Origin of the sequence: Microbacterium jejuense, assembly GCF_019511665.1 — a bacterium.
Taxonomy (GTDB): domain Bacteria; phylum Actinomycetota; class Actinomycetes; order Actinomycetales; family Microbacteriaceae; genus Microbacterium; species Microbacterium jejuense_A.
The window spans coordinates 13679-40669 of the sequence record NZ_JAEUAW010000020.1 but is presented as its reverse complement, the minus strand read 5'-3'; the positions used below and the strand labels follow the sequence as shown (position 1 = coordinate 40669).

22 protein-coding genes are annotated in these 26991 nt (G+C 71.7%); 15 read left to right on the top strand and 7 right to left on the bottom strand.

Annotated elements, in window-relative coordinates; translation table 11 throughout:
• Positions 1-51 precede the first annotated feature (51 nt).
• Complete coding sequence (locus JNB62_RS17790) at positions 52-912, top strand: SGNH/GDSL hydrolase family protein (RefSeq protein ID WP_220302236.1); 861 nt, start codon at positions 52-54, stop codon at positions 910-912.
• 246 nt (positions 913-1158) lie between these two features.
• Positions 1159-3702: a DEAD/DEAH box helicase gene (locus JNB62_RS17785; protein WP_374451197.1), complete on the top strand. Its 2544-nt coding sequence runs from the start codon at positions 1159-1161 to the stop codon at positions 3700-3702.
• Positions 3703-3977: 275 nt separating this feature from the next.
• Here JNB62_RS17785 and JNB62_RS17780 read toward each other — a convergent pair whose 3' ends face one another.
• Entirely contained in the window at positions 3978-4853 is an 876-nt protein-coding gene (locus JNB62_RS17780; protein ID WP_220302235.1) for an SDR family oxidoreductase, read from the bottom strand.
• 106 nt (positions 4854-4959) lie between these two features.
• Here JNB62_RS17780 and JNB62_RS17775 point away from each other — a divergent pair, with 106 nt between their 5' ends.
• Together JNB62_RS17775 and recQ are read left to right on the top strand one after the other, a co-directional pair.
• On the top strand, positions 4960-5496 hold the full coding sequence (locus JNB62_RS17775) for a DUF1697 domain-containing protein (protein ID WP_220302234.1): 537 nt from the start codon (positions 4960-4962) through the stop codon (positions 5494-5496).
• 103 nt (positions 5497-5599) lie between these two features.
• Positions 5600-7600, top strand: a complete 2001-nt coding sequence (recQ, locus tag JNB62_RS17770) for a DNA helicase RecQ (protein WP_220302233.1) — start codon at positions 5600-5602, stop codon at positions 7598-7600.
• A 312-nt stretch (positions 7601-7912) separates the two neighbouring features.
• Here recQ and JNB62_RS17765 read toward each other — a convergent pair whose 3' ends face one another.
• On the bottom strand, positions 7913-9193 hold the full coding sequence (locus JNB62_RS17765) for a TetR/AcrR family transcriptional regulator (protein ID WP_220302232.1): 1281 nt from the start codon (positions 9191-9193) through the stop codon (positions 7913-7915).
• A gap of 127 nt (positions 9194-9320) precedes the next feature.
• Here JNB62_RS17765 and JNB62_RS17760 point away from each other — a divergent pair, with 127 nt between their 5' ends.
• Positions 9321-10625, top strand: a complete 1305-nt coding sequence (locus JNB62_RS17760; protein WP_220302231.1) for an MFS transporter — start codon at positions 9321-9323, stop codon at positions 10623-10625.
• Entirely contained in the window at positions 10625-12436 is a 1812-nt protein-coding gene (locus tag JNB62_RS17755) for a glycoside hydrolase family 3 protein (protein ID WP_222856212.1), read from the top strand. The genes JNB62_RS17760 and JNB62_RS17755 overlap by 1 nt, the downstream gene beginning before the upstream one ends.
• A 418-nt stretch (positions 12437-12854) precedes the next feature.
• Here the strand turns inward: JNB62_RS17755 and JNB62_RS17750 are convergent, their stop codons facing one another.
• The 3 genes from JNB62_RS17750 to JNB62_RS17740 all read right to left on the bottom strand — a co-directional run bounded on the left by JNB62_RS17750 (position 12855) and on the right by JNB62_RS17740 (position 15689).
• Positions 12855-13748, bottom strand: a complete 894-nt coding sequence (locus tag JNB62_RS17750) for a universal stress protein (RefSeq protein ID WP_220302229.1) — start codon at positions 13746-13748, stop codon at positions 12855-12857.
• Entirely contained in the window at positions 13745-15223 is a 1479-nt protein-coding gene (locus JNB62_RS17745; RefSeq protein ID WP_220302228.1) for an APC family permease, read from the bottom strand. The genes JNB62_RS17750 and JNB62_RS17745 overlap by 4 nt, the downstream gene beginning before the upstream one ends.
• Before the next feature lie 112 nt (positions 15224-15335).
• Positions 15336-15689 carry a VOC family protein gene (locus JNB62_RS17740; RefSeq protein WP_220302227.1) on the bottom strand — a complete coding sequence of 118 codons (354 nt, stop codon included), beginning with the start codon at positions 15687-15689 and terminating at the stop codon, positions 15336-15338.
• 199 nt (positions 15690-15888) lie between these two features.
• Here JNB62_RS17740 and JNB62_RS17735 point away from each other — a divergent pair, with 199 nt between their 5' ends.
• Positions 15889-17994, top strand: a complete 2106-nt coding sequence (locus tag JNB62_RS17735) for an acyl-CoA dehydrogenase family protein (RefSeq protein WP_220302226.1) — start codon at positions 15889-15891, stop codon at positions 17992-17994.
• Positions 17995-18237: 243 nt separating this feature from the next.
• Here the strand turns inward: JNB62_RS17735 and JNB62_RS17730 are convergent, their stop codons facing one another.
• Positions 18238-18639, bottom strand: a complete 402-nt coding sequence (locus tag JNB62_RS17730) for a glucose-6-phosphate dehydrogenase (protein ID WP_220302225.1) — start codon at positions 18637-18639, stop codon at positions 18238-18240.
• Between the two features lie 160 nt (positions 18640-18799).
• Here JNB62_RS17730 and JNB62_RS17725 point away from each other — a divergent pair, with 160 nt between their 5' ends.
• The 7 genes from JNB62_RS17725 (at position 18800) to JNB62_RS17695 (ending at position 23562) form a co-directional block, all read left to right on the top strand.
• Positions 18800-19378: a DNA-3-methyladenine glycosylase I gene (locus JNB62_RS17725; protein ID WP_220302253.1), complete on the top strand. Its 579-nt coding sequence runs from the start codon at positions 18800-18802 to the stop codon at positions 19376-19378.
• A 3-nt stretch (positions 19379-19381) separates the two neighbouring features.
• Positions 19382-19573, top strand: coding sequence for a hypothetical protein (locus tag JNB62_RS17720; protein ID WP_220302224.1), 192 nt, complete (start codon positions 19382-19384; stop codon positions 19571-19573).
• An 86-nt stretch (positions 19574-19659) separates the two neighbouring features.
• Positions 19660-19926, top strand: coding sequence for a hypothetical protein (locus JNB62_RS17715; protein WP_308291844.1), 267 nt, complete (start codon positions 19660-19662; stop codon positions 19924-19926).
• Between the two features lie 3 nt (positions 19927-19929).
• Positions 19930-21519 (top strand): hypothetical protein, encoded by a 1590-nt coding sequence (locus tag JNB62_RS17710; RefSeq protein WP_220302222.1) that lies wholly within the window; start codon positions 19930-19932, stop codon positions 21517-21519.
• Complete coding sequence (locus tag JNB62_RS17705; RefSeq protein ID WP_220302221.1) at positions 21509-21985, top strand: hypothetical protein; 477 nt, start codon at positions 21509-21511, stop codon at positions 21983-21985. Before JNB62_RS17710 ends, JNB62_RS17705 begins: the two co-directional genes overlap by 11 nt.
• Positions 21982-22629: a hypothetical protein gene (locus tag JNB62_RS17700; RefSeq protein WP_220302220.1), complete on the top strand. Its 648-nt coding sequence runs from the start codon at positions 21982-21984 to the stop codon at positions 22627-22629. The genes JNB62_RS17705 and JNB62_RS17700 overlap by 4 nt, the downstream gene beginning before the upstream one ends.
• A gap of 9 nt (positions 22630-22638) precedes the next feature.
• Complete coding sequence (locus JNB62_RS17695; protein WP_308291843.1) at positions 22639-23562, top strand: alpha/beta fold hydrolase; 924 nt, start codon at positions 22639-22641, stop codon at positions 23560-23562.
• Here JNB62_RS17695 and JNB62_RS17690 read toward each other — a convergent pair.
• A complete protein-coding gene (locus JNB62_RS17690; RefSeq protein ID WP_220302219.1) occupies positions 23549-24397 on the bottom strand; it encodes a glycosyltransferase family 2 protein in 849 nt (282 codons plus the stop codon). The two genes, JNB62_RS17695 and JNB62_RS17690, sit on opposite strands and share 14 nt — an antisense overlap.
• A 97-nt stretch (positions 24398-24494) precedes the next feature.
• On the opposite strand from JNB62_RS17690, the gene JNB62_RS17685 reads away from it, so the two are divergent.
• Positions 24495-26738 carry an LLM class flavin-dependent oxidoreductase gene (locus JNB62_RS17685; RefSeq protein ID WP_220302218.1) on the top strand — a complete coding sequence of 748 codons (2244 nt, stop codon included), beginning with the start codon at positions 24495-24497 and terminating at the stop codon, positions 26736-26738.
• Positions 26739-26991: the final 253 nt, after the last annotated feature.

Sequence of the window (26991 nt, the reverse complement as noted above, 5' to 3'; positions counted from 1 at the left end):
GCCGATTCACGGGGGAGTCGTTCGATCCGCTCACGGATTCGAGGGGGAATCATGAGACGACGCGTCCTGGCCGCGCTGACGGCGCTGGCACTCGGAATCGGAATGCTCATCGGCACGGCGAGTCCCGCGTCGGCGGCATCCACTCTCCCCGTCGCGAGGTACGTCGCCCTGGGCGACTCGATCGCCGCGGGCCAGGGCGGCGGAGCGCCGCTGGACGCGTGCGCCCGCACGGACGGCGGCTATGCCACCCAGCTGGATGCGTCGCCGAAGGTCAACCTGCTCCGCAACGCGGGGTGCAGCGGGGCGACGATCGCCGACGTGCAGACGCAGCTGCCGCAGGTGAACCGCGGCACGACGGTCGTGACGCTGACTGTCGGAGCCAACGACATCGGGCTGGACGCGCTCTACGCGCAATGCGCCGCGGTGCGCACCGGCGGAGACCCCGCGGCGTGCCTGACTGCGGTGCAGGCGGTCGCCGACGCCACGCCCGCCCTCGTGGCGCCTCTCGCGTCGCTGATCGGCCAGATCGCGCAGCGCGCGCCGAACGCCGCCATCGTCGTCACGGGCTACCCGCACCTCCTCGAGCCCGTGGACCTCGCTTCGTGCGTCGAGGTGGCCCCGCTCCAGCAGTGCCTGGCGCTCAGCAGCCTCGCCTTCGCCGTCAACGGTGCAGCGGACGCACTGAACGCCGCGATCCAGACGGCTGTGTCGCTGGCGGCGCACGGTGCGCAGGCCGCCTACGCCGACGTCGTGCCCCCGTTCCTCGGGCACGGCGTGCAGCTCCTGCCCACCCAGTGGAGCGACCGGTGGTTCGGCGTCGACCCGGTGAACGACCCCTCCGGATTCCTGCACCCGACCTACGCCGGCTACACCGCCTACGCCGAGGTGATCCTGGCGGTCCTCGGGCGCTGAGCCCACGCCGTGCTCAGGCGCGCCGCGTGCGCGCCGCAGGTGCGCACGGGGCGCGCCGCGTGCGCACCTCGTGCCCGTGCGCCCGCGTGCTCTCCCGTCCGCTCCGGAATTCGGAGTTTCACCGCCTTTCCGGAGCATCCGCGCTCGCAGGTCCGGAAACGGCGCGATCGTCCGATTTTCGGAGCGCTCTGGGTGGTCCGCCGGTGCGAGGGAGGGGTGGATGCCGCAACCTGGCAGACTCGGACGGTGACGCTTCTGCAGACCATCGCCGCCGCGGCGGAGGCGTCCGGCGCGCCCGGCGGCACTCCCGGCGCGGACGAGCTGTACGACGCGTTCGTGGAGTGGGCGGGCGGCGAGGGCTTCGCGCTCTACCCTGCGCAGGACGAGGCGGTCATCGAGATCGTCTCGGGCTCGCACGTGATCCTGTCGACGCCGACCGGCACCGGCAAGTCGCTCGTCGCCGTCGCGGCGCACGCGGCGGCCGTCGCCAGAGGCGGACGCACTTACTACACCGCGCCGATCAAAGCGCTCGTGAGCGAGAAGTTCTTCGCGCTCGTCGACATCTTCGGCGCCGCCAGCGTGGGCATGGTCACGGGGGACTCGTCGGTGAACCCCGATGCGCCGATCGTGTGCTGCACCGCCGAGATCCTCGCCAACCTCGCGCTGCGCCAGGGCGCCGATGCCGCGGTCGACCAGGTGGTGATGGACGAGTTCCACTACTACGGAGACCCCGAGCGCGGCTGGGCCTGGCAGGTGCCGCTCCTGCTGCTGCCGCGCGCGCAGTTCGTCCTGATGTCGGCGACGCTCGGCGACGTCACCACGATCGCCGAGGACCTCGAGCGCCGCACCGGACGCACCGTGTCGCGCATCACCGGCGTCGAGCGCCCCGTGCCGCTGCACTTCTCGTACGCGCGCACGCCCGTGCACGAGACGGTCGAGGAGCTGCTGCAGACCGGCGAGGCGCCGGTGTACATCGTGCACTTCTCGCAGGCCGCCGCGATGGAGCGGGCGCAGGCGCTGTCGTCGATCCGCATCGTGAGCCGCGAGCAGCGCGACGCCATCGCCGAGGCCATCGGCGGGTTCCGGTTCACCACCGCGTTCGGCAAGACGCTGTCGCGCTATGTGCGGGCGGGCATCGGCGTGCACCACGCCGGCATGCTGCCGCGGTACCGCCGGCTCGTCGAGACGCTGGCGCAGCGCGGTCTGCTGCGGGTCATCTGCGGCACAGACACCCTCGGGGTCGGCATCAACGTCCCGATCCGCACCGTGCTGATCACGGCGCTGTCGAAGTTCGACGGCACGAAGATGCGCCAGCTGACGGCCCGCGAGTTCCACCAGATCTCGGGCCGTGCCGGCCGCGCCGGCTACGACACGTCCGGCACCGTCGTGGTGATGGCACCGGAGTGGGAGATCGAGAACGAGGCGGCGCTGCGCAAGGCCGGCGACGACCCCGCCAAGCGCAAGAAGATCGTGCGCAAGAAGGCGCCGACCGGTGTCGTCAACTGGGGCCTCGGATCGTTCGAGCGCCTGGTCGAGGCCGAGCCCGAGCCGCTCGTGCCGCAGCTGCAGCTGACCGCCGCGATGCTCATCAACGTCATCGCGCGCGGCGGCGACGTCTTCGAGAACGTCCGCAGCCTCGTCTTCGACAACCACGAGCCCCGCGCCCGCCGCTACGAGCTCGCGCGTCGCGCGATCGCGATCTTCCGCACGCTGGTCACCGCTCAGGTGGTCGAGATCGACCGACGGGATGCCGCGGCCCCCGGCATCCACTTGACCGTCGATCTGCAGCCCAACTTCGCCCTCAACCAGCCGCTGTCGCCGTTCGCCCTCGCCGCGATCGAGCTGCTCGACCCCGACGACGCTTCGGGAGCGGTGGGGACGGGGCACTACGCGCTCGACGTCGTGAGCGTCATCGAGGCGACCCTCGACGACCCGCGGCCGATCCTGTCGCAGCAGGAGTTCAAGGCGCGCGGCGAGGCGGTCGCGGCCATGAAGCAGGACGGCATCGAGTACGACGAGCGCATGGCGCTGCTCGAGCAGGTGACGTACCCGAAGCCGCTGGAGGAGCTGCTGACGCAAGCGTACGAGGTGTTCGCGTCGAGCCAGCCGTGGATCCGCGACTTCGAGCTGTCGCCGAAGTCCGTCGTGCGCGACATGTTCGAGCGGGCGCTGTCGTTCTCGGAGCTGATCTCGCTGTACCAGCTCGCCCGCAGCGAGGGGCTCGTGCTGCGCTATCTGTCGGACGCGTACCGCGCGATCCGCCAGACCGTACCGGCCGAGGCGCAGACGTCCGACGTGGTCGACCTGGTGGAGTGGCTGGGCGAAGTCGTGCGGCAGGTCGACTCGAGCCTCGTCGACGAGTGGGAGGCCCTCGTCAACCCCGCCGCCGACCCGTCGACGCCCGTCGTTCCGCCCGCGCCCCCGTCGGTGCTCACCAACCGCCGGGCGTTCGGCGTGCTGGTGCGCAACGAGCTGTTCCGCCGCGTGCAGCTCGCGGCGCTGCAGCGCGACGACGAGCTCATCGAACTCGACCCCGACGTGGACTGGGCCGCGGCGCTCGACGCGTACTTCGACGACCACGACGAGATCCTGACGGGCGGCGCCGCGCGCTCGCCGCGCCTGGTGACGGTCGACGAATCGGATGCCGCCTCCGGCGTGTGGCGCGTCGAGCAGACCATCGACGACCCCGCGGGCGACCACGACTGGCGCATCCGCGGGGTCATCGACCTCGCCGCCTCGGAAGAGGCCGGCACCGCCGTGCTGCGGGTGACCGAGGTCGTGCGGCTGTAGGCCGACACCCGGCCGTTGAGCGAGCGAGGCACGAGCTGTCGGCTTCGGCGCGGCCTGCCGCCACCCGGCCGTTGAGCGAGCGAGGCACGAGCGAGACGAAACGCCCCGAGCGCACGGTCGGCGCCGGCCGCCGGCATCCACTCTCCGCCCGTCCCGCGCGCCGCTTGCCCAGATCAGGAGATCTCGCCGGCACCGGACGTTTCGCGGCGAATCGGCCTGCGTGCGCGAGTTCTCCTGATCTGGGGACGGGCAGCGAGCGCCCGCGGACATCGGGCTCAGGCCAGCCGCATGCCGCCGTCGGTCGACAGCACCTGGCCGACGACCCAGGCGCCGGCATCCGTCGACAGCCACGCGATGAGCCGCGCCGGGTCGGCGGGCTCGCCGTAGCGTCCGAACGGGGTCGACCGCATCCACGCCCCGACCTCCTCCAGGGGGCGGTCGGTCGTGTCGGGGTCGAGGTAGCCGGTGTTCACCGGACCGGGGTCGACGGTGTTGAGGATGATCCCGAGGTCGAGCAGGTCGGCGGCCACGGTCGGGGTGGCACCGGCGAGCGCGGCCTTGCTGGACGCGTAGGCCACCTCCCCGCGCATCGGCCCGTGGATCTGCCCCGACGTCATCCAGAACACGCGGCCGGTCGGCTCGGCGAAGGGCCCGGAACGGCCGAGGCGCTCGCCGGGCCGACGCTCCGGGTCCAGCGCCGGCGCATGCAGCGCCGCGAACTCCCGTGTCAGCAGCAGCGTCGACCGCGTGTTGGTCTGCCAGTGCGCGTCCAGGCGCTCGGCGGTCATGTCGAGGATCGACCCGTCGGCGCCCGACAGCGCATGGTTGCAGACCAGGATGTCGAGGCGTCCCGTCAGCGCCCGTGCGGCCTCGATGAGGGGCGGGATGGATGCCGCGTCCCGCAGGTCCGCGGCCAGGTCGCCGAGACGCGCACCCGGCGTGAGCTCCGCGCGCAGCGCGTCGCGGACGGCGTCGAGGGAGTCCGTGCCCCACGGCTGGTCGGCGTCGTGCGGCGAGTAATGGTGGAAGAAGACGTCGGCGCCGAGACGGGCGAACTCCGCCGCGACGGCGAAGCCGATGCCCTTCCGGCGCGAGACGCCGGTGACGAGGGCGGTCTTGCCGCGCAGCGGCAGGGAGGTGTGGGAGTGCATGCGTGTGCCTTTCGAGGACGCCGGCGTGCGGCATCCACCTTCTTCGTTTCGGTGAGGACGAAGTCACAGGCATTGCATGAGCACGACCATAGCGGATGATGGCGGTATGCCGACCTACGTGGCCTTTCTGCGTGCGATCAACCTCGGGGCGAACCGCAAGTTCGCCAAGGCCGACATCGCGCGGGTCGTCGAGGGCGTCGGGTTCACCGATGTCGAGACGCACATCAACACCGGCAACGTGCGCTTCACGACGCCGATGCGCTCGCGCGCGAAGATCGAGGCGCTGCTCGAAGCCGCCTTCGCCGAGGATCGCGGGTTCGACGTGCCGACGATCGTCTTCACGACCGCCGAGGTGAGAGCGATCGCCGCCGAGGCTGCTTCGCTCGCGCAGGAGCATCCGGAGCTCGCACGGCACTACATCTACCTCCTGAAGGACGAGCTGCCCGCCGCCACCGCGGCGAAGGTCGAGGGCCTCGCGTCGGAGGCGGGCGGGATGGTGGTGCGCGGGCGCGTCGCGCATGCGCTGCTCGGGCCGGCGTATCAGGCGGGGCAGGTCGATCCGCTGGGCGCCGCGAAGCTGCTGGGCGTCGCGACCAACCGCAACCGCACCGTGATCGACGCGATCGCCGAGAAGTGGTGCTGAGCGGTTCCTCCCCAGGGTCGATGCGGAGCGGGTGCGGGCGGGGTTGTGCACCGGCGCTGCGGCGCCGGGGTGGGCGTCGGATGCCGCGGCTACCCTGGGACGGGTGACCATTCCGCAGGGCGACCCGTACGCCGACCTCGCGTGGGAGCCCGAGTTCGCGCCCCCGCCCGACGATTCGTGGGCGCCGCCCGAGGAGGGCTGGGTGCCACCGGCCGATCCGGGCGGCTGGTCCGACGCCGGGGCCGACGCCGGGTTCGACCCGTTCGCCGGAGCCGGTCCGCGCCGTGACTTCACAGGGGCCGACCCGCGCTCGGTCCTGCGCGAGGTGTACGGGTACGACGCCTTCCGCGGTGAGCAGGGTGCGATCGTCGAGCACGTCATCGGCGGTGGGGATGCCGTCGTGCTGATGCCGACCGGCGGTGGCAAGAGCGTCTGCTACCAGGTGCCGGCGCTGGTGCGTCCCGGCACGGGGCTCGTCGTGAGCCCGCTCATCGCCCTCATGCACGACCAGGTCGACGCGCTGGTCGCGAACGGCGTGCGGGCGGCGTACCTCAACTCGACGCAGGCGCCGCCCGAGCGCGCCGCCGTCGAGCGGGCGTACCTCGCCGGCGAGCTCGACCTGCTGTACGTCGCGCCCGAGCGGCTCAACACCGAGGCGACGCTGCGGTTCCTCGGCCGCGGCAGGCTCAGCGTCATCGCGATCGACGAGGCGCACTGCGTGTCGCAGTGGGGCCACGACTTCCGGCCCGACTACCTCGCGCTCGGCGCGCTCGCCGAGCGCTTCCCCGGCGTGCCGCGCCTGGCGCTGACCGCCACCGCCACCCCGGCGACGCATCGCGAGATGACCGAGCGGCTCCACCTGCCGAACGCGCGGCACTTCGTGTCGAGCTTCGACCGGCCCAACATCCAGTACCGCATCGAGGCCAAGTCCGACCCGCGCCGGCAGCTCGTCGCGTTCATCCGGTCGCAGGGCTCCGGCGCGGCCGGCATCGTCTACGCGCTCAGCCGCAAGTCGGTCGAGCAGACGGCCGAGTTCCTCTCGGCGCAGGGCGTGGATGCCCTGCCGTACCACGCGGGCCTGCCCGCTGAGACGCGGGCGGCGAACCAGTCGCGCTTCCTGCGCGAGGACGGCGTCGTCATGGTCGCCACGATCGCGTTCGGCATGGGCATCGACAAGCCCGACGTGCGCTTCGTCGCCCACATCGACCTGCCCAAGTCCGTCGAGGGCTACTACCAAGAGACCGGGCGCGCCGGGCGTGACGGCGAGGCCTCGGTCGCGTGGATGGCGTACGGCCTGGGCGATGTCGTGCAGCAGCGCCGCCTCATCGACCAGTCGCCCGGCGATCGGTCGTTCAAGACCCGGCTCGGCCAGCACCTCGATGCGATGCTCGCCCTGTGCGAGACGGTGGGATGCCGCCGCCAGAACCTGCTCGCCTACTTCGGCGAGGCGTCCGAGCCGTGCGGCAACTGCGACACATGCCTCGAAGCGCCAGAGACATGGGACGGGCTCATCCCCGCGCAGAAGCTGCTGTCGACGATCGTGCGCCTGCAGCGCGAGCGCGGACAGGCGTTCGGCGCGGGGCACCTCATCGACATCCTGCGCGGCTCGTCGACCGATCGCATCCGGCAGCAAGGGCACGACAAGCTGTCGACCTACGGCCTCGGCGCCGACCTCAGCGAGCAGGACTGGCGCAGCGTCATCCGGCAGCTGCTGGCCCGCGGCATCCTCGTCGCCCGCGGCGAGTACGGCACGCTGGCCCTCGGCGAGCCCGCGGCCGGTGTGCTGCGCGGCGAGAACCCCGTTCCGCTGCGGCGCGACGTCATGGGACGGTCGGGCGGCGTCGCGCGCGTGCGCAAGTCGACGGCACCGGAGAACCTCGATCCGGCGAACGTCGGCGTGTTCGAGGCGCTGCGCGCGTGGCGCGCCGGCGTCGCGAAGGAGCTCGGCGTTCCGGCGTACATCGTGTTCGGCGACGCGACGCTGCGCGCCCTCGCCGAGCGCCGCCCCGAGAGCCTCGCCGACCTCGATGGCGTCTCGGGCATCGGCGCCAAGAAGCGCGAGGCCTACGGCGAAGCCGTGCTGCAGGTCATCGCCGCCGCCTGACGGGGCTTTCCGCGTGGTCGGGGCGTTTCGTCTCGCTCGTGCCTCGCTCGCTCAACGGCCGGGAACGTGTTGTTCGTGCGGTCGGGGCGTTTCGTCTCGCTCGTTCCTCGCTCGCTCAACGGCCGGGAACGTGTTGTTCGTGCACCCGGAGGCGTTTCGTCTCGCTCGTTCCTCGCTCGCTCAACGGCCGGGAAGGTGCTGCTCAACGACCGGGGACGTCGGCCCTCTGCCGTCCGAGTCGCCCGGTCCCGGTCGCTGAGCGAGCGCCAGCGAGACGAAGCGGGGCGCGCGGACTCGGATATCCCGGTCAGCTCAGTCCCGCGGCAGCACGTCGTCGAGGTGGGCCGACAGCTGCGCGGCCACGTCGACCGAGGAGCGGTCGTACAGCCACTGGTACTGCAGGCCGTCCCACAGGGCCGTGAGCCACACGGCCTCGAACTCGGGGTCGCGGTGCGACGGCAGGTCGCCGTCCTGCTGTGCGGCACGGAACAGCGCCGCGAAGTGGTCGATGACGCCGCGGAAGCGCTCCTCGAAGTAGGCATGGGCGGGATGATCGGCGGGCACGGCCTCGCACGACAGCACGGCGTACACCTCGATCAGCCCGGGCGCGGACGCCGCGTTCTCGGCGGCGCCCCGGGGGAGGCCGCGCAGCTCGTCCGCGGCGCGCGAGGCCCGCACGTACGAGCCGCGCGACTCGATGAGATGATCGCGGTCGCTGAGCACCGCGCTCAGCAGCTCCTCCTTCGAGCCGTAGTGGTGCAGCAGAGTCGACTTCGAGACGCCGACGCGTTCGGCGATGTCACGCAGGCTCGTGTCGCCGTACCCTTCCTGCGCGAACAGCGCGGTCGCGCCGTCGAGGATCTTCGCGCGGCGCTCGCGGCCGACGCGGTAGCCGATCCGGGCGCCCTCGTCGGGTGACGCGAAGGACGGCATCGGCGGCACCGGCCCGGCGGTGACGGACGGCCCCGGGTCGTCGGCATCCCGCCATCCGATCGGCAGCGCGAGGCCCTCTTCGTACGTCTCCAGAGCCGTCACGATGTCGACCCGATCGGGCAGGTACTGCGCCAGCAGCTGCAGCCCGTCCCATGCGGCGGCGATGCGCACGGCTTCGCTCGCCGGATCGCGATCCGGCGACACCGTGTCATGCGCCATGGCCTCTTCGATCGCGTCCGCCGACAGGTCGCGCAGCCGGGCATACCGGTCGCGCATGATGCCGTGGGCGGGATGCCGTGGACTGGATGCCTCGCCCGTGAGCGCCGCGAACAGCGGCAGGTATCCGGGCACAGTCGCGTTGCGCTCGGCGATCACGCTGTAACCGAGGGTGCCGGGCTCGTCGGCGGCGAGCTGCTCCAGCAGCACGAACTCGTTGTCGCGCTCGAACGAGTCGACCACCTCGGCGAGGAGCGCGTCCTTCGTCGTGAAGTGACGAAGCAGGCCCGGGTGACTGATGCCGGCGGCGGCGGCGACATCGCGCAGCGACGACGCCCGGTATCCGCGTGAGACGAACAGGTCGTGAGCGGCCGCCACGATCGCGGCGCGCGTGCGCTCGGCCTGCGCGCTGCGGGCCGTTCCCGGCGCGGAGATCGTCGTCACGCCGCCAGTCTACCGAGGCCGATTACCAACCGGTCGGATTTGAGTTACCAAACGGTCGGGTTTCATGTATTCTCGTGAATCGACGCTGGGCACAGCCGCCGCGCGTCGCACCCGAGAAAGGACTCCGATGACAGAGCTGTCTCCCGCCGCGACGGCCGCGGCCGCCGGCACGACCGGCTTCAAGGCGCCGGGCACGACGCCCGACAAGACCCCGCGCGGCTACACGCCCGGCCTCGCCGGAGTGAACTTCGGCGTCTATCTGGCTCTGCTCACCCCGGTTCTCGTGTCGATGGCGTTCAAGGTGCAGCACATCACCGACAGCACCGAAGAGGCGACGGCGCAGCTCGGCCTCATCATGGGCGTCGGCGCACTGTTCGCGCTGATCGCCAACCCGCTCGCCGGTCGTCTGTCGGACCGCACCACGTCGCGCTTCGGCATGCGTCGTCCCTGGATCCTCGGTGGCACGCTCGTCGGCCTCGGCGGCTTCGCACTCATCGGCGTCGCGAACTCGGTGTGGATCGTCCTCATCGCGTGGTGCCTGGTGCAGACCGCCATGAACGCCGTGCTCGCCGCGGCGAACGCGACGCTCCCCGACCAGGTGCCCGTCTCGGGCCGCGGCAAGGTCTCGGGCATCGTGGGCCTGACGACCCCTCTCGGCATCCTGGCCGGTTCGTTCCTCGTCAACTTCCTGTCGGACGACTTCGCCCGCTTCGTCGTCCCCGCCGCGATCGCGACCGTCCTCGCCGTGCTGTTCGTGCTCGTGCTCAAGGACCGCCGCCTGGAAGAGAAGCCCGCGCAGCGGTTCACCATCGGCCAGTTCTTCGGATCGTTCGTGTTCAACCCGGCCAAGCACCCCGACTTCGGCTGGACGTGGCTCACCAAGTTCCTGGTGATGTTCGGCTACGCCGGCATCGCGACCTTCCTGCCCTTCTACCTCACTGAGAAGTTCGGCCTCGACGAGCAGACCGCGATCTCGACGATCCTCGCGGCCAACCTCGCGTCGATGGTCGCGATGGCGATCTCGGGCCCGCTCGGCGGCGTGCTGTCCGACAAGATCGGCAAGCGCCGCCCGTTCGTCGCCATCGCCGGCGGCATCATGGTCGTCGGTCTCGTCGTCCTGGCGTTCGCGCCCAGCGTCCCTGTCGTGCTCGTGGCACAGGCGATCATCGGCCTCGGCGCGGGCTCGTTCATGTCGGTCGACCTCGCGCTCGCGACGCAGGTGCTGCCGAACCCGGACGACACCGCGAAGGACCTCGGTGTGCTCAACATCGCCAACGCGCTGCCGCAGTCGATCGCCCCGGCGATCGCGCCCGGCATCATCGCGCTCGGTGCGGCCACACCGCTCGGCGGCTACACCGTCTACTACCTCTTCGGCGCGCTCGTGGCACTCGCCGGCGCCGTGCTCGTCTACCGCATCAAGGGAGTGAAGTGATGACCGACACCACGGTTCAGGATGCCGCACCCGGCCCCGCTGAGGAGGCCCCGGTGACCGATCGCCCTTGGCTCGACGCGAGCCTGCCGGTCGACCAGCGCGTCGAGCTCCTTCTGGCCGAGATGACGCTGGAAGAGAAGGCCGGGCTGTTCTTCCAGACCATGATCACGATGGGCCCGGACGGCGAGCTCGCCGACGCCGACCCGATGTTCGGCCTGCCGTCCAACCGCGAGTACGTGCTCGACCGGCGGATGAACCACTTCAACCTGCTGGGCGTCGCGCCCACCGCCGGTGCGATCGCGCGCTGGCACAACGCGCTGCAGGAGCTGGCGGCATCCACTCGTCTCGGCATCCCCGTGACGATCTCGACCGACCCGCGGCACTCGTTCACCGACAACCCGGGCGCAGCCATGCTGTCGGGCCCGTTCTCGCAGTGGCCCGACACGCTGGGGCTCGCGGCGACGCGGGACGCCGGGCTCGTCGAGCGCTTCGGCGACATCGCACGCCAGGAGTACACGGCGGTCGGCATCCGCGTGGCGCTGCACCCGCAGGTCGATCTCGCCACCGAGCCGCGCTGGTCGCGGCAGCTGCAGACGTTCGGCGAGGACGCGGAGCTGTCGGGCAAGCTCGGCGCGGCGTACATCCGCGGCTTCCAGAACGGTGAGTCCTTCGGCCCCGGCGCGGTCTCGACGATGGTCAAGCACTTCCCCGGCGGCGGCCCGCAGCAGGACGGCGAGGACCCGCACTTCGAGTACGGCCGCGAGCAGGTGTACCCCGGCGGTGAGTTCGAGCTGCACCTGAAGCCGTTCGAAGACGCCTTCGCGGCCGGCGTCCGCCAGGTGATGCCCTACTACGGCATGCCGGTCGGCACCGAGTACGAAGAGGTCGGCTTCGGCTTCAACAAGTCCGTGCTGACGGGGCTGCTGCGTGAGCGCTACGGCTTCGACGGCGTGGTCTGCACCGACTGGGGCCTCGTGACCGACGCCGAGATCATGGGGCAGCCGTTCCCGGCGCGCGCATGGGGCGTCGAGCACCTCACCCGCGAAGAGCGCATGGTCAAGATCCTCGACGCCGGCGCCGACCAGTTCGGCGGCGAGGCGTGCCCCGAACTGCTCGTGGCGCTCGTCGAGGACGGCCGCATCACCGAGGATCGAGTGGATGCCTCGGCCCGCCGCCTGCTGCGCGAGAAGTTCGCGCTCGGTCTGTTCGAGAACCCGTATGTCGACGCCGAGGCTGCCGACCGCATCGTGGGCTCGGACGAGTTCCGCGCGGCGGGTGACGCGGCCCAGCGTGCCGCGCTGACGATCCTCTCGAACAGGGACGCGGTGCTGCCCTTCGCGCCGGGCGTGAAGCTCTACGTCGAGGGCATCGACGCCGAGACCGCTTCCGCGTACGGCGACGTCGTCGCGACGCCGGCCGAGGCCGACCTCGCGGTGCTGCGCCTGCAGGCGCCGTACGAGCAGCGCGGCAGCGGGTTCGAGTCGTTCTTCCACGCCGGCTCGCTGGACTTCGCGCCCGAGACGATCGCCCACGTGGCCGAGGTCGCCGCCGCGGTGCCGACCGTGGTCGACGTCTTCCTCGACCGGCCCGCGATCCTCGGGCCGATCGTCGAGGCCGCGCACGCGGTGACCGGCAACTGGGGCGCCAGCTCGGCGGCCCTGCTCGATGTGCTGTCGGGCGCGGCCGAGGCCAAGGGTCGGCTGCCGTTCGACATCCCGCGCTCGATGGCGGCGGTCGAGGCGTCGCGTCCCGACGTGCCGTTCGACACCGAGGACCCGCTGTTCCGCTTCGGCCACGGCCTCACCCTGTAACCCCCCTCGTTCCAGCCGGACGGATGCCGCACCGCGACCCGCGGTGCGGCATCCTTCGTCTCTCGGTGTCGCCGGTTGCCGGCGCCGCCACCTCCGTCTCGCGCGCCGCTGCACGGAATCGGATCCGCTGGAGCGGAGATCGGGGGCGACACGCCGTCTCGGGATGCCGCGGGCCGGCGTGTCGCCGGCGCGATCCGCAGATGCGGATCCGATTGTGCGGGCCGAGGACGGGGGAGACTGCCCACACCGGTCTACTCTCAGCGCCCTCCTGTGCACGGATCGGATCCGCTGGAGCGGAGATCTGGGGCGGCGCGCCGTCTCGGGATGCCGCGGGTCGGCGTGTCGCCGGCGCGATCCGCAGATGCGGATCCGATTCTGCGGGCGGGGGCGAAGGAGAGGGCGGAACCGGCGCTGGAGTTCAGGCGCCGGCGCCCGGCACCACCACGACCGGAACGGGGGCGTTGCGCAGGATCTTGGAAGCGCTGGAGCCGAGGAACACCTGCGCGAGGCGGTGCGTGGACGACGAGCCGACGACCAGGACGTCGCCCTCGGTCCAGCCCACGGACGACACGGCCGCGCCCCAGTCGGGCGCGGCCGCGATGCCGTACTCGATCTCGTCGTCGGCGAACCCCAGGGTGCGCACGTGGACGACCGCCTCGGCCTGCGCGGCGACCGCCTGCCTCGTCCACACGTCGATGACCTGGGCCTGCGCGTGGCTCACGTCGGTGGTGACCGGGCGACGCGCGGGGTCGACCAGGAACGTCACCAGTCGCAGGTGCGCGGCCGACGACCGGGCGATGCCTGCCACGCGGTCCAGGAGCGACCAGCCGGCGTCGTCGCCGCGGAACCCGACCGTCACGCGCGCGACCCGGCTCGACGTGCGATAGCCGCGCGGCGCGATGGCCACGGGCAGCGGCGACGAATGCACGAGCCGGTCGGTCTTCGACGTCAGCCGCACCCGGCCGGGTGCCGCGTCTTCTGCCGAGCCCACCACGATGAGGACGGCATCCCGATCCGTCGCCTGGTCGATGAGCGTCGCGGGGACGGATCTTCCCGTGACCCACACCGCCTCTGCGGCCAGATCGCGATGGTGCGCGGAGTCCGCCATCGCCAGTTCTGCGCTGCGCTGCCCCTCGCCCGCGGCCCACGCCTCGTACTCGCGGTCGACTCCGGCTGCCACCGGCGTCCCCCAGCCCTGAGGGACCACCGAGACCGCGACGACCGGCCCGGGACGCGAACGTGCGAACTGGAACGCGAGCTCGAGGGCGCTGCGGTCGTCATTGCGCGGGCCGTACCCGACGACGTAGGTCACCGCTCCTCCTCGGGGTGGATCGGCTCGGCGATCTGCTCGTCCGAGGTGTAGTCGTTGAGCGTCGCATGCCGACGTCCGTAGAACCAGTAGTAGAGCAGCACGATGACGATCCACGCGCCGAAGATCACCCACGTCACCGCCGCCAGCCCCGACAGGATGTACACGCAGGCGGCGATCGTGAGGATCGGCACGACGGGGTACAGGGGCACGCGGAACGGCCGCTCCAGGCCCGGCTGGGTCCGGCGCAGCACGATGACCGCGAGCGCGACGACGATGAACGCCATCAGCGTGCCGATCGACACGGTGTCCCACAGGTAGTCCGACGGCACGAACCCCGCGACCACCGCGACGACGACCGACACGACGACCGTGTTGTAGATCGGCGTGAGCGTCTTGGCGTTGACCCGCACGAACCGGCGGGGCACGAAGCCGTCACGCGAGATCGAGAACAGGATCCGCGTCTGGCCGTACAGGGTGACGAGCGTCACCGAGAAGATCGAGACGACGGCGCCCGCGGCGAGGATCGTGCTCCAGACGGGCGTGCCGGTGACGTTCTCCAGGATCTGCGCCAGGCCCGCTTCGCCGGCCTCCTCGGTCGAGAAGAACTCGACCGGCTCTGCGGCGAGACCGGCGATCGCCACCAGGATGTACACCGTCGAGACGATGATCAGCGCCCCGATGATGGCGCGCGGCAGGGCCTTCTGCGGATTGCGCACCTCTTCGCCCGCGGTCGCCACTGCGTCCAGGCCGATGAAGGAGAAGAAGATCGTGCCCGCCGCCGCGCTCACGCCCGCGGCGCCGAACCGGAAGAAATCCTCGAAGTGGTCGGCGTTGAAGGCCGTGATGCCGAGCACGATGAACAGCGCGAGCACGCCGAGCTTGATGAGCACCATGATCGCGTTCACGGTCGCCGACTCCGCCACTCCGCGGATCAGCAGCAGGCAGCACAGCCCGACCAGCACGACGGCGGGCAGATTGATGACGCCGCCCGTCGCGGCCCCGTCCGATCCCTGGATGAACGTCACCGACAGCGCGTCCGGCAGCCGGAAGCCCAGCGTGTTCTGCAGCAGCTCGTTGAAGTAGCCGCTCCAGCCGACGGCGACCGCCGACACCGCGACGCCGTACTCCAGCAGCACGCAGCCCGCGATGATGATCGCCCAGACCTCGCCGAGCGCGTGGTACGTGTACGAGTACGTCGAGCCGCTCACCGGGATCGCCGCGGCGAGCTCCGCGTAGCAGAGCGCCGAGAGCCCCGCGCAGATCGCGGCGACGACGAACGAGATGATCACCGCGGGCCCGGCTTTGGGGATCGACTCGCTCAGCACGAAGAAGATGCCGGTGCCGACGGTCGCGCCGACGCCGAACATCATCAGCTGGAAGGTGCTGAGATTGCGCGCGAGTTCTTCGCCGCGGTGGTGCGTGTGCTGGACGACGATGGGCTTGCGCCGAAAGAGCTGTGCGCCGACTGTGCCCATGGCTGACTCCCGTCCGTCGCCGGGCCACACCGCCCGGTCCGCACAAGTCTTGCGCCCCCGCGGACGCGCGTACACCCCTCGCGGCTGCGCGTCGTCTGGGACCCGAGACGGGCTAGCGGTCGGTGACGAGGAGCGTGTTGCCGTCGGGGTCGGTCGCCGTGAAGAAGACGACGCGCGCCGGATCGCCCATCACCTCGCTGGGCGCCGCGCCCAGCTCGGCGAACCGCTCGCGTGCCGAGGCAACGTCGCCGACGCCGAAGCTGCAGGTCGCCCAGGGCAGGCCGGGTTCGGCCTGGATGCCGCTCACCGGACCCATCAGCGTCACCTGCCCGGCCGACCCGGCCAGCACGCTCGAGAACTCCGTCGCCTCGACGACGTCGAGTCCGAAGGCGTCGGCGTACCAGCGCGCGCTGTCCAGCGGATCGCGGACGGGGATGAAGGCCGTGGTGATGGCGGTGCTTGTCATGGCGATGAGCCTAGGGCGGTCCGTCGACAGCGGGCCGCGGCATCCACTCGATTCCGCCCGCTGTGCGCCCCGTACAACGCGGTCCGCACCCGTCGGCGGCCGGCTTTGTGCGAAACCGCCAGTCGCTTTGAGTCCGCGTTGTGGGAGTCCTACGGTCGGTAGTGACCTTCCCCTGTCCCTCGTCTCGAGAGGTGATGACATGGCTGACGCCGCCGTCCGCTCCAAGAAGCCCGCCGTCCACAAGCGCACGCCCGCCGGCGGCGCCCCCACCGCCCCGCACACGGCGGCCGAGGCATCCGAACCCCGCATCGATGTGAACGCGGTCACCGACCTGCTGCTGGGCACGTGGGCCGCGACCCGCCGCGAGGCGCGCGAGATGATCAAGGACCCGGCGTTCTGGCGCATCGACGGGCAGCCGATGCCCGAGCACCGTGAGCGCGTGCTGAGCCAGCTGCACCTGCTGGTCGAGCACGGCGGGTCGCGCCGGGCGTTCCCCGAGGAGTACGGCGGGCTGAACGACAACGGCGCCAACCTCGCCGGCTTCATGGAGCTCGTGCTGGCCGACCCCAGCCTGCAGATCAAGTCGGGCGTGCAGTGGGGCCTGTTCGGCTCGGCCATCTACCAGCTCGGCACGAAGAAGCACCACGACCAGTGGTTGCCCGGCGTGATCGACCTGTCGATCCCCGGCGCCTTCGCGATGACCGAGATGGGCCATGGCTCGGACGTCGCGGCGATCGGCACGACCGCCACGTACGACCCCGACACCGAGGAGTTCGTCATCCACACGCCGTTCCGCGCGGCGACCAAGGACTACCTCGGCAACGCCGCGCTGCACGGCAAGGCCGCGACCGTGTTCGCGCAGCTCATCACGGGCGGCGTGAACTACGGCGTGCACTGCTTCTACGTGCCGATCCGCGACGACGAGGGCGGCATGCTGCCCGGCGTGACGAGCGAGGACGACGGCGTCAAGGGCGGCCTCAACGGCATCGACAACGGCCGTCTGGCGTTCGACCACGTACGCGTGCCGCGCTTCAACCTGCTCGACCGCTACGGGCAGGTCGCTCCCGACGGCTCCTACACGTCCGACATCGCGAGCCCCGGCCGCCGCTTCTTCACGATGCTCGGCGCGCTCGTGCAGGGCCGCGTGTCGCTGGACGGTGCGGCGACCACCGGCACCGCCCTCGCGCTGTACATCGCCCTGACGTACGCGAACCAGCGCCGTCAGTTCGACTCGGGCGCCGGGACCGAAGAGGTCGTGCTGCTCGACTACGGCAAGCACCAGCGCCGTCTGCTGCCGCTCCTGGCGCAGAACTACGCGCAGTTCTTCGCCAACGACGAGCTGCTCAAGAAGTTCGACGGCGTGTTCTCGGGCCGCACCGACACCCCCGACGAGCGGGAGGACCTCGAGACCCTCGCGGCATCGCTCAAGCCCCTGAGCACGTGGAACGCCCTGAGCACCATCCAGGAGGCGCGCGAGGCGTGCGGCGGCTCGGGCTTCATCGCCGAGAACCGCTTCGTCGGCCTGCACCAGGACCTCGATGTCTACGTCACCTTCGAGGGCGACAACAACATCCTGCTGCAGCTGGTGGGCAAGCGACTCCTGGCTGACTACGCCAAGCAGTTCAAGGGGAAGGATGCCGCGGCCCTCGCCCGATTCGCGGTCGGGCAGACCGCGGGCAAGCTCTTCCACGGTGCGGGGCTCCGTCAGCTCGGGCAGGCCGTCGCCGATTTCGGCTCGACCGCGCGCTCGGTGGAGCTGGGCCTGCGCGAGGACCAGCAGCACGAGCTGCTCGCCGGGCGCGTGCAGCAGATGGTGGCCGACGTCGCCGCCGCGCTGCGCCCGGCGTCGAAGCTGTCGCCGGCCGAGGCGGCCGCGCTGTTCAACAGCCACCAGGCCGAGCTCATCGAGGCTGCGCGTGCGCACGGCGAGCTGCTGCAGTGGGAGGCGTTCACCGACGGCGTCAACCGCATCTCGGACGAGGGCACCAAGCAGGTGCTCACGTGGCTGCGCGACCTGTTCGGCATGCACCTGATCGAGAAGCACCTCGCGTGGTACCTGATCAACGGCCGTCTCTCGACGCAGCGTGCGGCATCCGTCTCGCGCTACATCGACCGCCTGGCGGCCCGCCTGCGCCCGCACGCGCAGGATCTGGTCGACGCGTACGGCTTCGAGCCGGAGCACGTGCGCGCGCCCATCGCGTCCGGCGCCGAGCGCCGGCGCCAGGACGAGGCGCGCGAGTACTACCGTGCGCTCGCCGCATCGGGGGAGGCGCCGGTGTCGGAGAAGTCCCTCAAGAAGAAGTGACCTGAAGGTCTGGGACACCCCGAATGTCACGAAAAGGTAACGATGACTGCAGGGGTGTCCCAGATCGTCGCGCGGCGGACATATCCCCTATGAAGGCAGCCTTTCAACCGACTGCGCATACGGGCTTCGTGCGTCGGCAGCGTCTTCGAGGGGACCGCGAATCGGGAACGCGGTCCCCTTTTCTCTGCCCTGAGGCATCGTCGATCCGGGATGCCGCGGCTCGCGGCATCCACCCCGCTCAGGTCAGTTCGCCGACCAGCCGCACATGCCGCACTCGCCGGTCGCCGACACCTCGACGAAGCAGTTCGGGCACATCTCGCGGACGCGCTCGGGGATGACGGGCTTGGGTGCACGGCGCTCGGCGGCGGGACGCGACGCCTTCGCGCGGGACGCCGATGCGGCGGCCGCCGGCGCCGGCGCGGGCGCCGCCTTCGGCACGTGGAACGCACAGTAGAAGCGCACGTAGCCGTCGTGGTTCTTGGGGTGGCGGTGCTTGAACGCCCACAGCTCGGTGCGGGGGAGCAGTTCGGAGTCGGGGCCGCACGCGAAGCACCGCGTCGGCTCGCCCGGCACCACGTCGGCGACCAGGACGGGGTTCTCGAACGGGACCGCGTCCCGCCAATCTGCCGACGCGACGATCTTCATGGTCCTGCCTCCCAGCTGTGCGGGCGTGAACAGCCCGACATTCCACGGTAAGCGACGTACGCGGCATCCGGGAATCGGGCCGGTGACGTGCGCCTGAACGCCGGAGCCGGGCGACGTGGAGCCCGGCGTCGGAGGCCGCGCCTAGGCTGGCGCGGTGAGCATGGACGTCCGCACCGGCGCCGATGGCCGCGCGCGCTGCGCGTGGGTCGGCGACGATCCCGAATACGCGCGCTACCACGACGAGGAATGGGGTGTGCCGCTGCACGGCGACCGTGCGCTGTTCGAGAAGCTGAGTCTCGAGGGGTTCCAGGCGGGCCTCTCGTGGATCACCATCCTGCGCAAGCGCCCGCGGTTCCGCGAGGTGTTCGCGGGGTTCGAGCCGGAGGCCGTCGCCGCCTTCGGACCGGACGACGTGGAGCGGCTGATGGCCGACCCGGGCATCATCCGCAACCGGGCCAAGATCGAGGCCACGATCTCGAACGCGCGCCTGGTGCAGGACCTCGAGCCCGGTGAGCTCGACGCGCTGATGTGGTCGTTCGCGCCGGCATCCCATCGCCGTCCGTCGACGTTCGCCGAGGTGCCGGCGACGACTCCGGCGTCGGACGCGATGAGCAAGGCGCTGCGCAAGCGCGGGTTCCGGTTCGTCGGGCCGACCACGATGTACGCACTCATGCAGTCGGCGGGCATGGTCGACGACCACGTCGACGGCTGCTGGCGCACGGAGCAGTCCGTGCATTGACGCGTGATGCGTGATGTGGTGAGCCTGCTCGACAGTTCGGTCCACATCGAGCGGCTGCTCGCGAGCTCGCAGGTGGCCGACACCTACCTGCTGCACCTGGCCGCGTCGAACGACGCGCAGCTGGCGACCTTCGACACGCGCATCGTGACGTCGGCTGTGCCGTCGGGGGCGACCGTGGTGTTCCCCATCCCGTAGGCCGCGCACGACACCCATGGGGAACAGTCCCCATGGGTGAGAGCCCTGTCGTCCCCTAGGCTCTGCTCGGGACGAAAGGGGTGATCGTGGCCGATATCGACGTCGACCTGACCGCGCTCGAGACGGCGCAGCTGCGCGTCGCCGACGCCCTTGCCGCGTTCCGCAGCGCCGACCGCGTCGGCGACGACCTGGCGGATCTGACCGGCGAGCCGCGACTGGCCGGCCGCGTACGCGACTTCGCCGGCAACTGGGACCACAACCGGGGCAAGCTCGAAGAGCAGCTCGAAGCCGTCGGCGATTGGCTCGAGGCGATCCGCGAGACGCTCACCGAACTCGACGAAGACATGGGGTGAGGCGTGGGTTCGGGACTGGCGATCGAATTCGAGGACGTCTTCGCGGGCGCGCCCGACGAACTGGAGCAGCGGGCGCGGCGCCTGCAGGCGACCGCGGCCGCCATCGAGAAGGCCGCCGATGCGCTGCGAGACATCGTCGACGGGCAGGTCTCGCAGGCGACCGACGCGCTGGGCGACAGCGCCGAGGAGGCGGCGCGCGGCCTGCGGCGCGCGCACAAGCGGTACGGCGGCACGGCGGGCGCCCTCACGACGTTCGCCGTGGAGCTGGGACCCATCCAAGACAAGGCGCGCGCAGCGATCGAGGACGCCGACTACTACCAGGACCGCGCCTACCAGCTCGAGGGCGGCATGGACGACCTCGACAACGCCATCGTGCAGGCCGAGGCGAAGGGCGAATCGACGTCCGCGCTCAAGGAGGAGCGCTGGGCCGCCTACGACGACCTCGCGTCGGCCAACAGCCACGTCGATGCCGCGCGCACGGCACTGTACGAGGCGCGTGACCGGATCCGGGATGCCGCCGATCGGGCGATCCGTGAGATCGAGACGGCGATCGAGCACGGGGCCGACTCGTGGGGCGACAATTGGGACCAGTTCTGGAGCGGCGTCGGGGACGTGCTGTCGGCCGTCGGAGACTGGCTCGCCACGGTGCTGACGCCCGTGCTGGATTGGCTCGGGCAGGCGCTCAGCGCCCTGGTGTCGTCGCTCGTCGTGCTGCTCATGGTGGTGATCGCGGCCGCGCTGATCGGCATCGTGTTCACCGCGTTCGGCCCCATCGGGCTGCTTGTGCTCGGCCTCGTGCTCGCGGGCCTGATCGTCGCGCTCGCGGTGGCAGAGCAGGCCGGATCGCCTCAGCTGCGCAACAGCAGGACCGAGACGACCAAGGACGGCGCCGAGGCGCGCGACTACCAGGGGCTCATGGAGCAGCTCGCCCTCCAGGACGAGCACGGCAAGGATGCGCTCACCGAGATCCGCGTGGTGGCCATCCACGACGCGGACGGGAACATCGTGTCGTGGCGGGTGCAGACGCCGAGCACCCAGAACTGGGGGCCGTTCAACACGGGCGGTGCCATGAACGATCTGCGCACCGACCTGATGCTGTCGCTCTTCCCCGAGATGCGCACGCAGTACGAGGAGGCGGTCTGGCAGGCGATGACCGAGGCCGGCGTCTTCGAGAGCGACGCTCCGATCATGTTCACCGGATGGTCGCTGGGCGGCATGATGGCCGGCGAGCTCGCGACGGATCCTCGCGTCGCCGACCGCGTGGAGTCGGTGTTCGTCGCGGGGTCGGCGATCGACAAGCACTACAGCGACATGCCGGACGGGGTGCGTGTCACCCAGATCAAGAACGGCATCGACCCGGTCCACACGCTGGAGTTCGTCGGACTGGACCCGGTGGACCGGCTCGCCGCCTTCGATGCGGACTGGCAGGAGTATCGGCCGCTCGTCTGGCCGATGCACGACGCCACCATGTACGGTGAGCAGGCTGAGCAGGCCCTGCCCGAGCCCAGGCCGGGTGACGAGATCTTCTTCGCCGGCGAAGGCGACGGCGGATATGAGGAGGTGTACGTTGCGCAGTATTCGCGTGGCTCGTGAGCGCGGCCGGGGGTTCCGCATCCCGGCGGTGATCGCCGTGATCGCGCTCGGCTCGCTGGCGCTGGCCGGCTGCGCCGGCGACCCCGATGTCACCGACCTCCAGACGCAGCTCTCGGAGGTCGACGGCGTGAACGACGCGACGGTCAGCGTCACGCATTCGAACTTCCCGTGGGAGACCCAGCTCGTCGTGACGCTCTTCATCGAGGACGCCACCGACGACGGGGTCGTGGACGTCACGCGCGCGGCCGCACCCGTGTTCGTGGCGGACCCCGTCGCGTCTCGCCACGAGGTGAGCATCTACTTCGTCCCCGGCCAGCAGAGCGACTACGACAGCGAGTTCGACGCGCAGGGCGAGGAGCTGGTGGTCACCCCCGAGGTCGCCGCAGCCCTCGGCGTGCCCGACGCCGGCCCGCACTCGCTCCGGCTGTCGCCGTCGCAGATGCGCGCGATCGCGGACGGCGAGTGAGTGACGGCCGCGCCGAGAGCGCGCCGCCGCGGCTGACCTTCCAGCTGCCGGGCCGGTGGCTGACCGTCGATCCCCGTGACGCACGGCGGGCGCGCGCGGACGTCGAGACGACCGTCCGCGATCTCGTGGGCGCGGCCGACGATGCGGCGATCGCCCGGCGCCGTCTGCGCAGCGCCTTCGACCGCGCCATCGCGGCAGCGGCCGCCGCCGACGCCCACGCGCTGTTCCTGTGCCTCGAGGCGGCCCCCGGCGTCTGGACGCCGGCATCCCTCACCGTCCATGCGCCGAAGCGCCTGCGGATGACCCCCGCTGTGGGGAGGAGCGCGGACGCCGTGCTGGCGGTGCTGCGCGAGGGTCTGGCTCTGTCGGCGGTCGACGGCGCAGGCACGGCCCGCCGCCTCGACGGTCCGCGCGTGAGCGTGCTGCGCACCGAGCGCGCGTACGAAGAGACGGTCGAGGAGGACGGCGTCCGGGCGACCGCCACCCGGTTGGAGGCGGACTACTGGTTCGCCGTGCCGGGCTCCAAGCACGTGGTGCTCGCGAGCTTCGTCACCCCGCTGGGCGAGCTGCGCAACGCGATGCTGAGCTTCTTCGACTCCATCGCGCTCGCCGCGTCGTTCGGCGGCCCCGCAGCACGAGCCTAGGATGCCGTCGTGAGCGCGGCCCCGGACGACGGCACGGCACCGCTCGCGCCGGCGGAGCGCAGGGCGCGCGCGGTGGCGCTCGACGCGGCGCTGGCCCCGATCGACTGGAGCGTGCTGCCCCAGGGCGCCGTCCGCGACGCCGTCGACGCGCCGAGCGGACGCCTCGCGCGCGTCACGCTCGGACCGACGGAGGGCCCCCGCGTGGTCCTCGTCCCCGGCATGACGGGTTCGAAGGAGGACTTCACGCTCATGATGCCGCTGTTCGCGGCAGCGGGGTTCCGCGTCGAGTCCTTCGACCTGGCCGGGCAGTACGAGTCCGCCGCCGCGGGGCCCGAGAACCTCGTCCCTCCGCAGCGCCGCTACACGCAGCAGCTCTTCGTCGACGACCTGCTCGCGGTGCTCGAGAGCGGCCCGCTGCCGGCGCACGTGCTGGGCTACTCGTTCGCGGGCACGGTCGCCCAGGTGGCGGCATCCCGCAATCCCGAGCTCTTCGCGAGCCTGACGCTGCTGTCGGCGCCGCCGCTCGCGGGCCGGGCGCTGCGGGGCTTCAAGGTGCTGGGCCCGCTGAGCCATGTCGTGCCGCCGCGCGCGCTCGGCCCGCTGTTCATCTCGGCCCTGCGCCACAACGTGCACCGGGCGCCTCGGGAGCGGGCGGTCTTCGTGACGGCGCGCTTCGCGCTGACCCGCCCGTCGAGCGTGGCCGACATCATGGCGCTCATGCAGCGCACGCCGGAGCTGTCGCACGAGCTCCGGGCCGCCGGCATCCCGATCCTCGTCGCGACCGGGACGGGCGACGTGTGGCACACCGCGGCGCACCGGGCGTTCGCCGAGCGGCTCGGCGCGCGCCTGTTCGTGCTGCCGACGGGTCACAGCCCGTGCGAGACGGCGCCGCACCAGCTCACCGAGGCGATGCTCGAGCTCATGCGGGGTTGACGGGCCTGGCCTCCTCGTCGGCGATCGCGCGGCGTGCGCGCCGCCGCAGCGGACCCGGACGATGGGGATGCCGCAGCCCCAGCTCGCGCTGCCGTCGGCGCCGATCCCGCCGGCCCTGCGCGCACCGCCACACGCGGCGCAGCCACGGCACCTCGCGCAGGTTGACGCCGACGATGTGGAACGCCCACGACGCGCGCCGCGCGAAGCCGGCCCAACTGTCGAACGGCCGCGCCGACACCTGCACGTGCAGCCACGGATCGAACTCGATGCCCGCGTCGGGCGGCAGCACGAGGCTGATGTCGAGGTCGTCGTGCGCGCGGGGGTCGTCCACGTGAACGCGGGGGCGGATGCCGCGCCACGCGTCGCGCCGGATCGCGAAGTTCGAGCCGAACAGCGGGATGTGCCCGATGACCGCGCGGAACACGAACAGGTACCCACCCAGGTACACGTGGTGCCCGATGAAGTGCCAGAAGCGGCTGCCGCCGTAGAACGTCCCGGTGCCGGTCAGCGCGGTGAGCGTGGGGTCGGCGCTGAAGCGGCGGTCCAGCCGCGCCGCCCAGTCCGGGGCCGGGCGGGAGTCGGCGTCCAGGCGACCGATGACCTCCCCCGTCGCGGCGTCGAAACCGGCAGCCGTGGCCCGCAGCACGCCGCGCACCGGCTCGGTCACCACCCGGGCGCCCGCTGCGCGGGCGACGTCGGCGGTGTCGTCGTCGGACCCGTTGTCGACCACGATGATCTCGTCGGGCGCACGGGTCTGCGCAGCCAGGGCGGCCAGGCCGTGACGCAGCATCTCGGCGTCGTTCAGCGACGGGATCACGACGCTCAGAGTGGCCATCGAGCGCCAGCCTACGCACGCCCGTCCGCGCGGCGCCAAGAAGCATGCGGTGGAATGAACAGTGGATGCCGGCGGTTGCCGTTCGCGGAGGCTCTACATGGACTACGGACACGCGCTCGAGTTCGGCGCGTTCATCACCCCTTCGGCCGCGGCCCCCGAGGCGCCGGTCCTGCTGTCGCAGGTGGCCGAGGCATCCGGTCTCGATCTCGTCACCTTCCAGGACCACCCGTACCAGCCGGCGTTCCTCGACACGTGGACGCTGATGTCGTTCGTCGCGGCGCGCACCGACACGATCCGCATCTCGCCCAACGTGCTGAACGTGCCGCTGCGGCCGCCGGCGGTCGTCGCCCGGTCGGCCGCGAGCCTCGACCTGCTCTCGGGCGGGCGCTTCGAGCTCGGGCTCGGCGCCGGCGGCTTCTGGGACGCCATCGAGGCCATGGGCGGCGGACGGCTCACACCCGGCGAGGCCGTCACCGCGCTCGGCGAGGCCATCGACGTGATCCGCGCGCTGTGGCGCACCGACGAGCGCGGCGGCGTGTTCACCGACGGCCGCTTCCATCGCGTGCACGGCGCCAAGCGCGGCCCGCGCCCCGCGCACGACCTGCCGATCCACATCGGGGCGTACAAGCCCCGCATGCTCGCGCTCACGGGGCGCAAGGGCGACGGCTGGCTGCCCTCGCTCGGCTACCTGAAGCCCGGCGACCTCGCACGCGGCAACGCGACGATCGACGAGGCCGCCGAGGGCGCGGGCCGCGACCCGCGCGAGATCCGCCGGCTGCTGAACATCGGGCAGCTCGCCGCCGACCCGCAGGAGTTCGCCGAGCGCCTGGCGCAGCTCGCGCTCGACGACGGCATCGGCACCTTCATCCTCGCCGCCGACGACCCCGACCTGCTGCAGCTCTACGGCGAGGAGGTGGCGCCCGCGGTGCGCGAGCTCGTCGCGACCGCGCGCGGCGCCGCCGGCATCACGGCGGCTCCCGTGCGCTCGGCGGCGGCGCTCGCCGCGCGGCGCGAGGGCATCGCGTACGACGACCTGCCCGCCGGCCTGCGCGCCGTCGAGCCGGGCGATTTCGACTACGGCGACGTGCGCTCCACGTACATGCGCGGCGGTGCACCGGGCATCGTGCTGCAGCCGGCCACAGCGCAGCAAGTCGCGGAGGCGGTCGGCTTCGCACGACGGCATCCCTCCATCCCGCTGTCGGTGCGCAGCGGCGGCCACGGCATCAGCGGCCGCAGCACCAACGACGGCGGCATCGTCATCGACCTGCGGCAGCTCAACGGCATCGAGGTGCTCGACGTCGACCGCCGGCTCGTGGGCATCGGTCCCGGCGCCCGCTGGGCGCAGGTCGCCGCCGCGCTCGGCGAGCACGGCTGGGCGCTGTCGTCCGGCGACTACGGCGGGGTCGGGGTCGGCGGACTCGCGACCGCCGGCGGCATCGGGTTCCTCGCGCGTGAGCACGGGCTCACCATCGACCACCTGCGGGCCGCCGAGGTGGTGCTCGCCGACGGCTCGGTCGTGCGCGCGGACGCGTCGTCGCACCCGGAGCTCTTCTGGGCGATCCGCGGCGCGGGGGCGAACGTCGGCATCGTCACGGCGTTCGAGTTCGAGGTCGACGAGGTCGGGCAGGTCGGTCACGCGCAGCTGGCGTTCCAGGTCGACGACGTGCCGGCGTTCCTCGAGGGCTACGGGCGCATCGTCGAGTCGTCGCCGCGCGACATGACGATGTTCCTGCTGACCGGCGGGCCTCGCCCGGGCCAGCCGCAGATCGTCCAGCTCTACGGCATCGTGGACTCCGACGACCCCGACACGATCATCGCGCGCCTGCAGCCGTTCGCCGAGCTCGCGCCGCTCGTGCAGCAGCAGGTGCAGCTCACGACGTACGCGCAGGTGATGGCGAACGCCGACCTCGGCCCGCAGCACGGCGCCGGCGAGCCGCATTCGCGCTCGGCGCTCGTCGAGCACGTGACGCCCGCGTTCGCCGAGGCGGTCGACGGGATGCTGCGCACCGGCGCCGTCCCGTTCTTCCAGCTGCGGGCGGTCGGCGGTGCCGTCGCCGACGTCGCGGAGGATGCCACCGCGTACGCGCACCGGTCGGCGAACTTCTCGGTGGCCGCGCTCGGCGGAAACCCCGACCGGCTGGATGCCGCGTGGCGATCGCTCGCCGCGCACACGCGGGGCATGTACCTGAGCTTCGACTCGTCGGAGCGCCCCGAGCGCATCGCCGAGGCGTTCCCGCCCGCGACGCTGGAGCGCCTGCGCGCCGTCAAGGCGACGTACGACCCGGACTCGGTGTTCCGCGACAACTTCGCGGTCGAGCCGTCGGCTGCCGGCGCCGTCTGACCCCCGGCGTCCCTGCTCCCGGTCGCCTCGCGCCGCGGCATCCTTCTCCCGGCCGTTGAGCGAGCGAGACGAAACGTCGTGGGCCGCTCTCGAGAACGCCGCGCCCCGCAACCGTCGCGGGGCCGGCCGGGTCCGACGTGCGGCGTGCGGCGTCTCGTCTCGCCGGCGCTCGCTCAACGGGCGGGTGGCCGGCTCCGGGATGGGACGCGACCGCATCGAGCAGGATTGAGGAAGCGGGATGTCCGGGTCGCCA

What these genes read in the sequence shown, in the direction of transcription:
- JNB62_RS17790 (WP_220302236.1), top strand. Translation starts at nt 52, where the DNA reads ATGAGACGACGCGTCCTGGCCGCGCTGACGGCGCTGGCACTCGGAATC.
- JNB62_RS17780 (WP_220302235.1), bottom strand. Translation starts at nt 4,853, where the DNA reads ATGCACTCCCACACCTCCCTGCCGCTGCGCGGCAAGACCGCCCTCGTC.
- JNB62_RS17775 (WP_220302234.1), top strand. Translation starts at nt 4,960, where the DNA reads ATGCCGACCTACGTGGCCTTTCTGCGTGCGATCAACCTCGGGGCGAAC.
- JNB62_RS17760 (WP_220302231.1), top strand. Translation starts at nt 9,321, where the DNA reads ATGACAGAGCTGTCTCCCGCCGCGACGGCCGCGGCCGCCGGCACGACC.
- JNB62_RS17755 (WP_222856212.1), top strand. Translation starts at nt 10,625, where the DNA reads ATGACCGACACCACGGTTCAGGATGCCGCACCCGGCCCCGCTGAGGAG.
- JNB62_RS17745 (WP_220302228.1), bottom strand. Translation starts at nt 15,223, where the DNA reads ATGGGCACAGTCGGCGCACAGCTCTTTCGGCGCAAGCCCATCGTCGTC.
- JNB62_RS17740 (WP_220302227.1), bottom strand. Translation starts at nt 15,689, where the DNA reads ATGACAAGCACCGCCATCACCACGGCCTTCATCCCCGTCCGCGATCCG.
- JNB62_RS17735 (WP_220302226.1), top strand. Translation starts at nt 15,889, where the DNA reads ATGGCTGACGCCGCCGTCCGCTCCAAGAAGCCCGCCGTCCACAAGCGC.
- JNB62_RS17730 (WP_220302225.1), bottom strand. Translation starts at nt 18,639, where the DNA reads ATGAAGATCGTCGCGTCGGCAGATTGGCGGGACGCGGTCCCGTTCGAG.
- JNB62_RS17725 (WP_220302253.1), top strand. Translation starts at nt 18,800, where the DNA reads ATGGACGTCCGCACCGGCGCCGATGGCCGCGCGCGCTGCGCGTGGGTC.
- JNB62_RS17690 (WP_220302219.1), bottom strand. Translation starts at nt 24,397, where the DNA reads ATGGCCACTCTGAGCGTCGTGATCCCGTCGCTGAACGACGCCGAGATG.
- JNB62_RS17685 (WP_220302218.1), top strand. Translation starts at nt 24,495, where the DNA reads ATGGACTACGGACACGCGCTCGAGTTCGGCGCGTTCATCACCCCTTCG.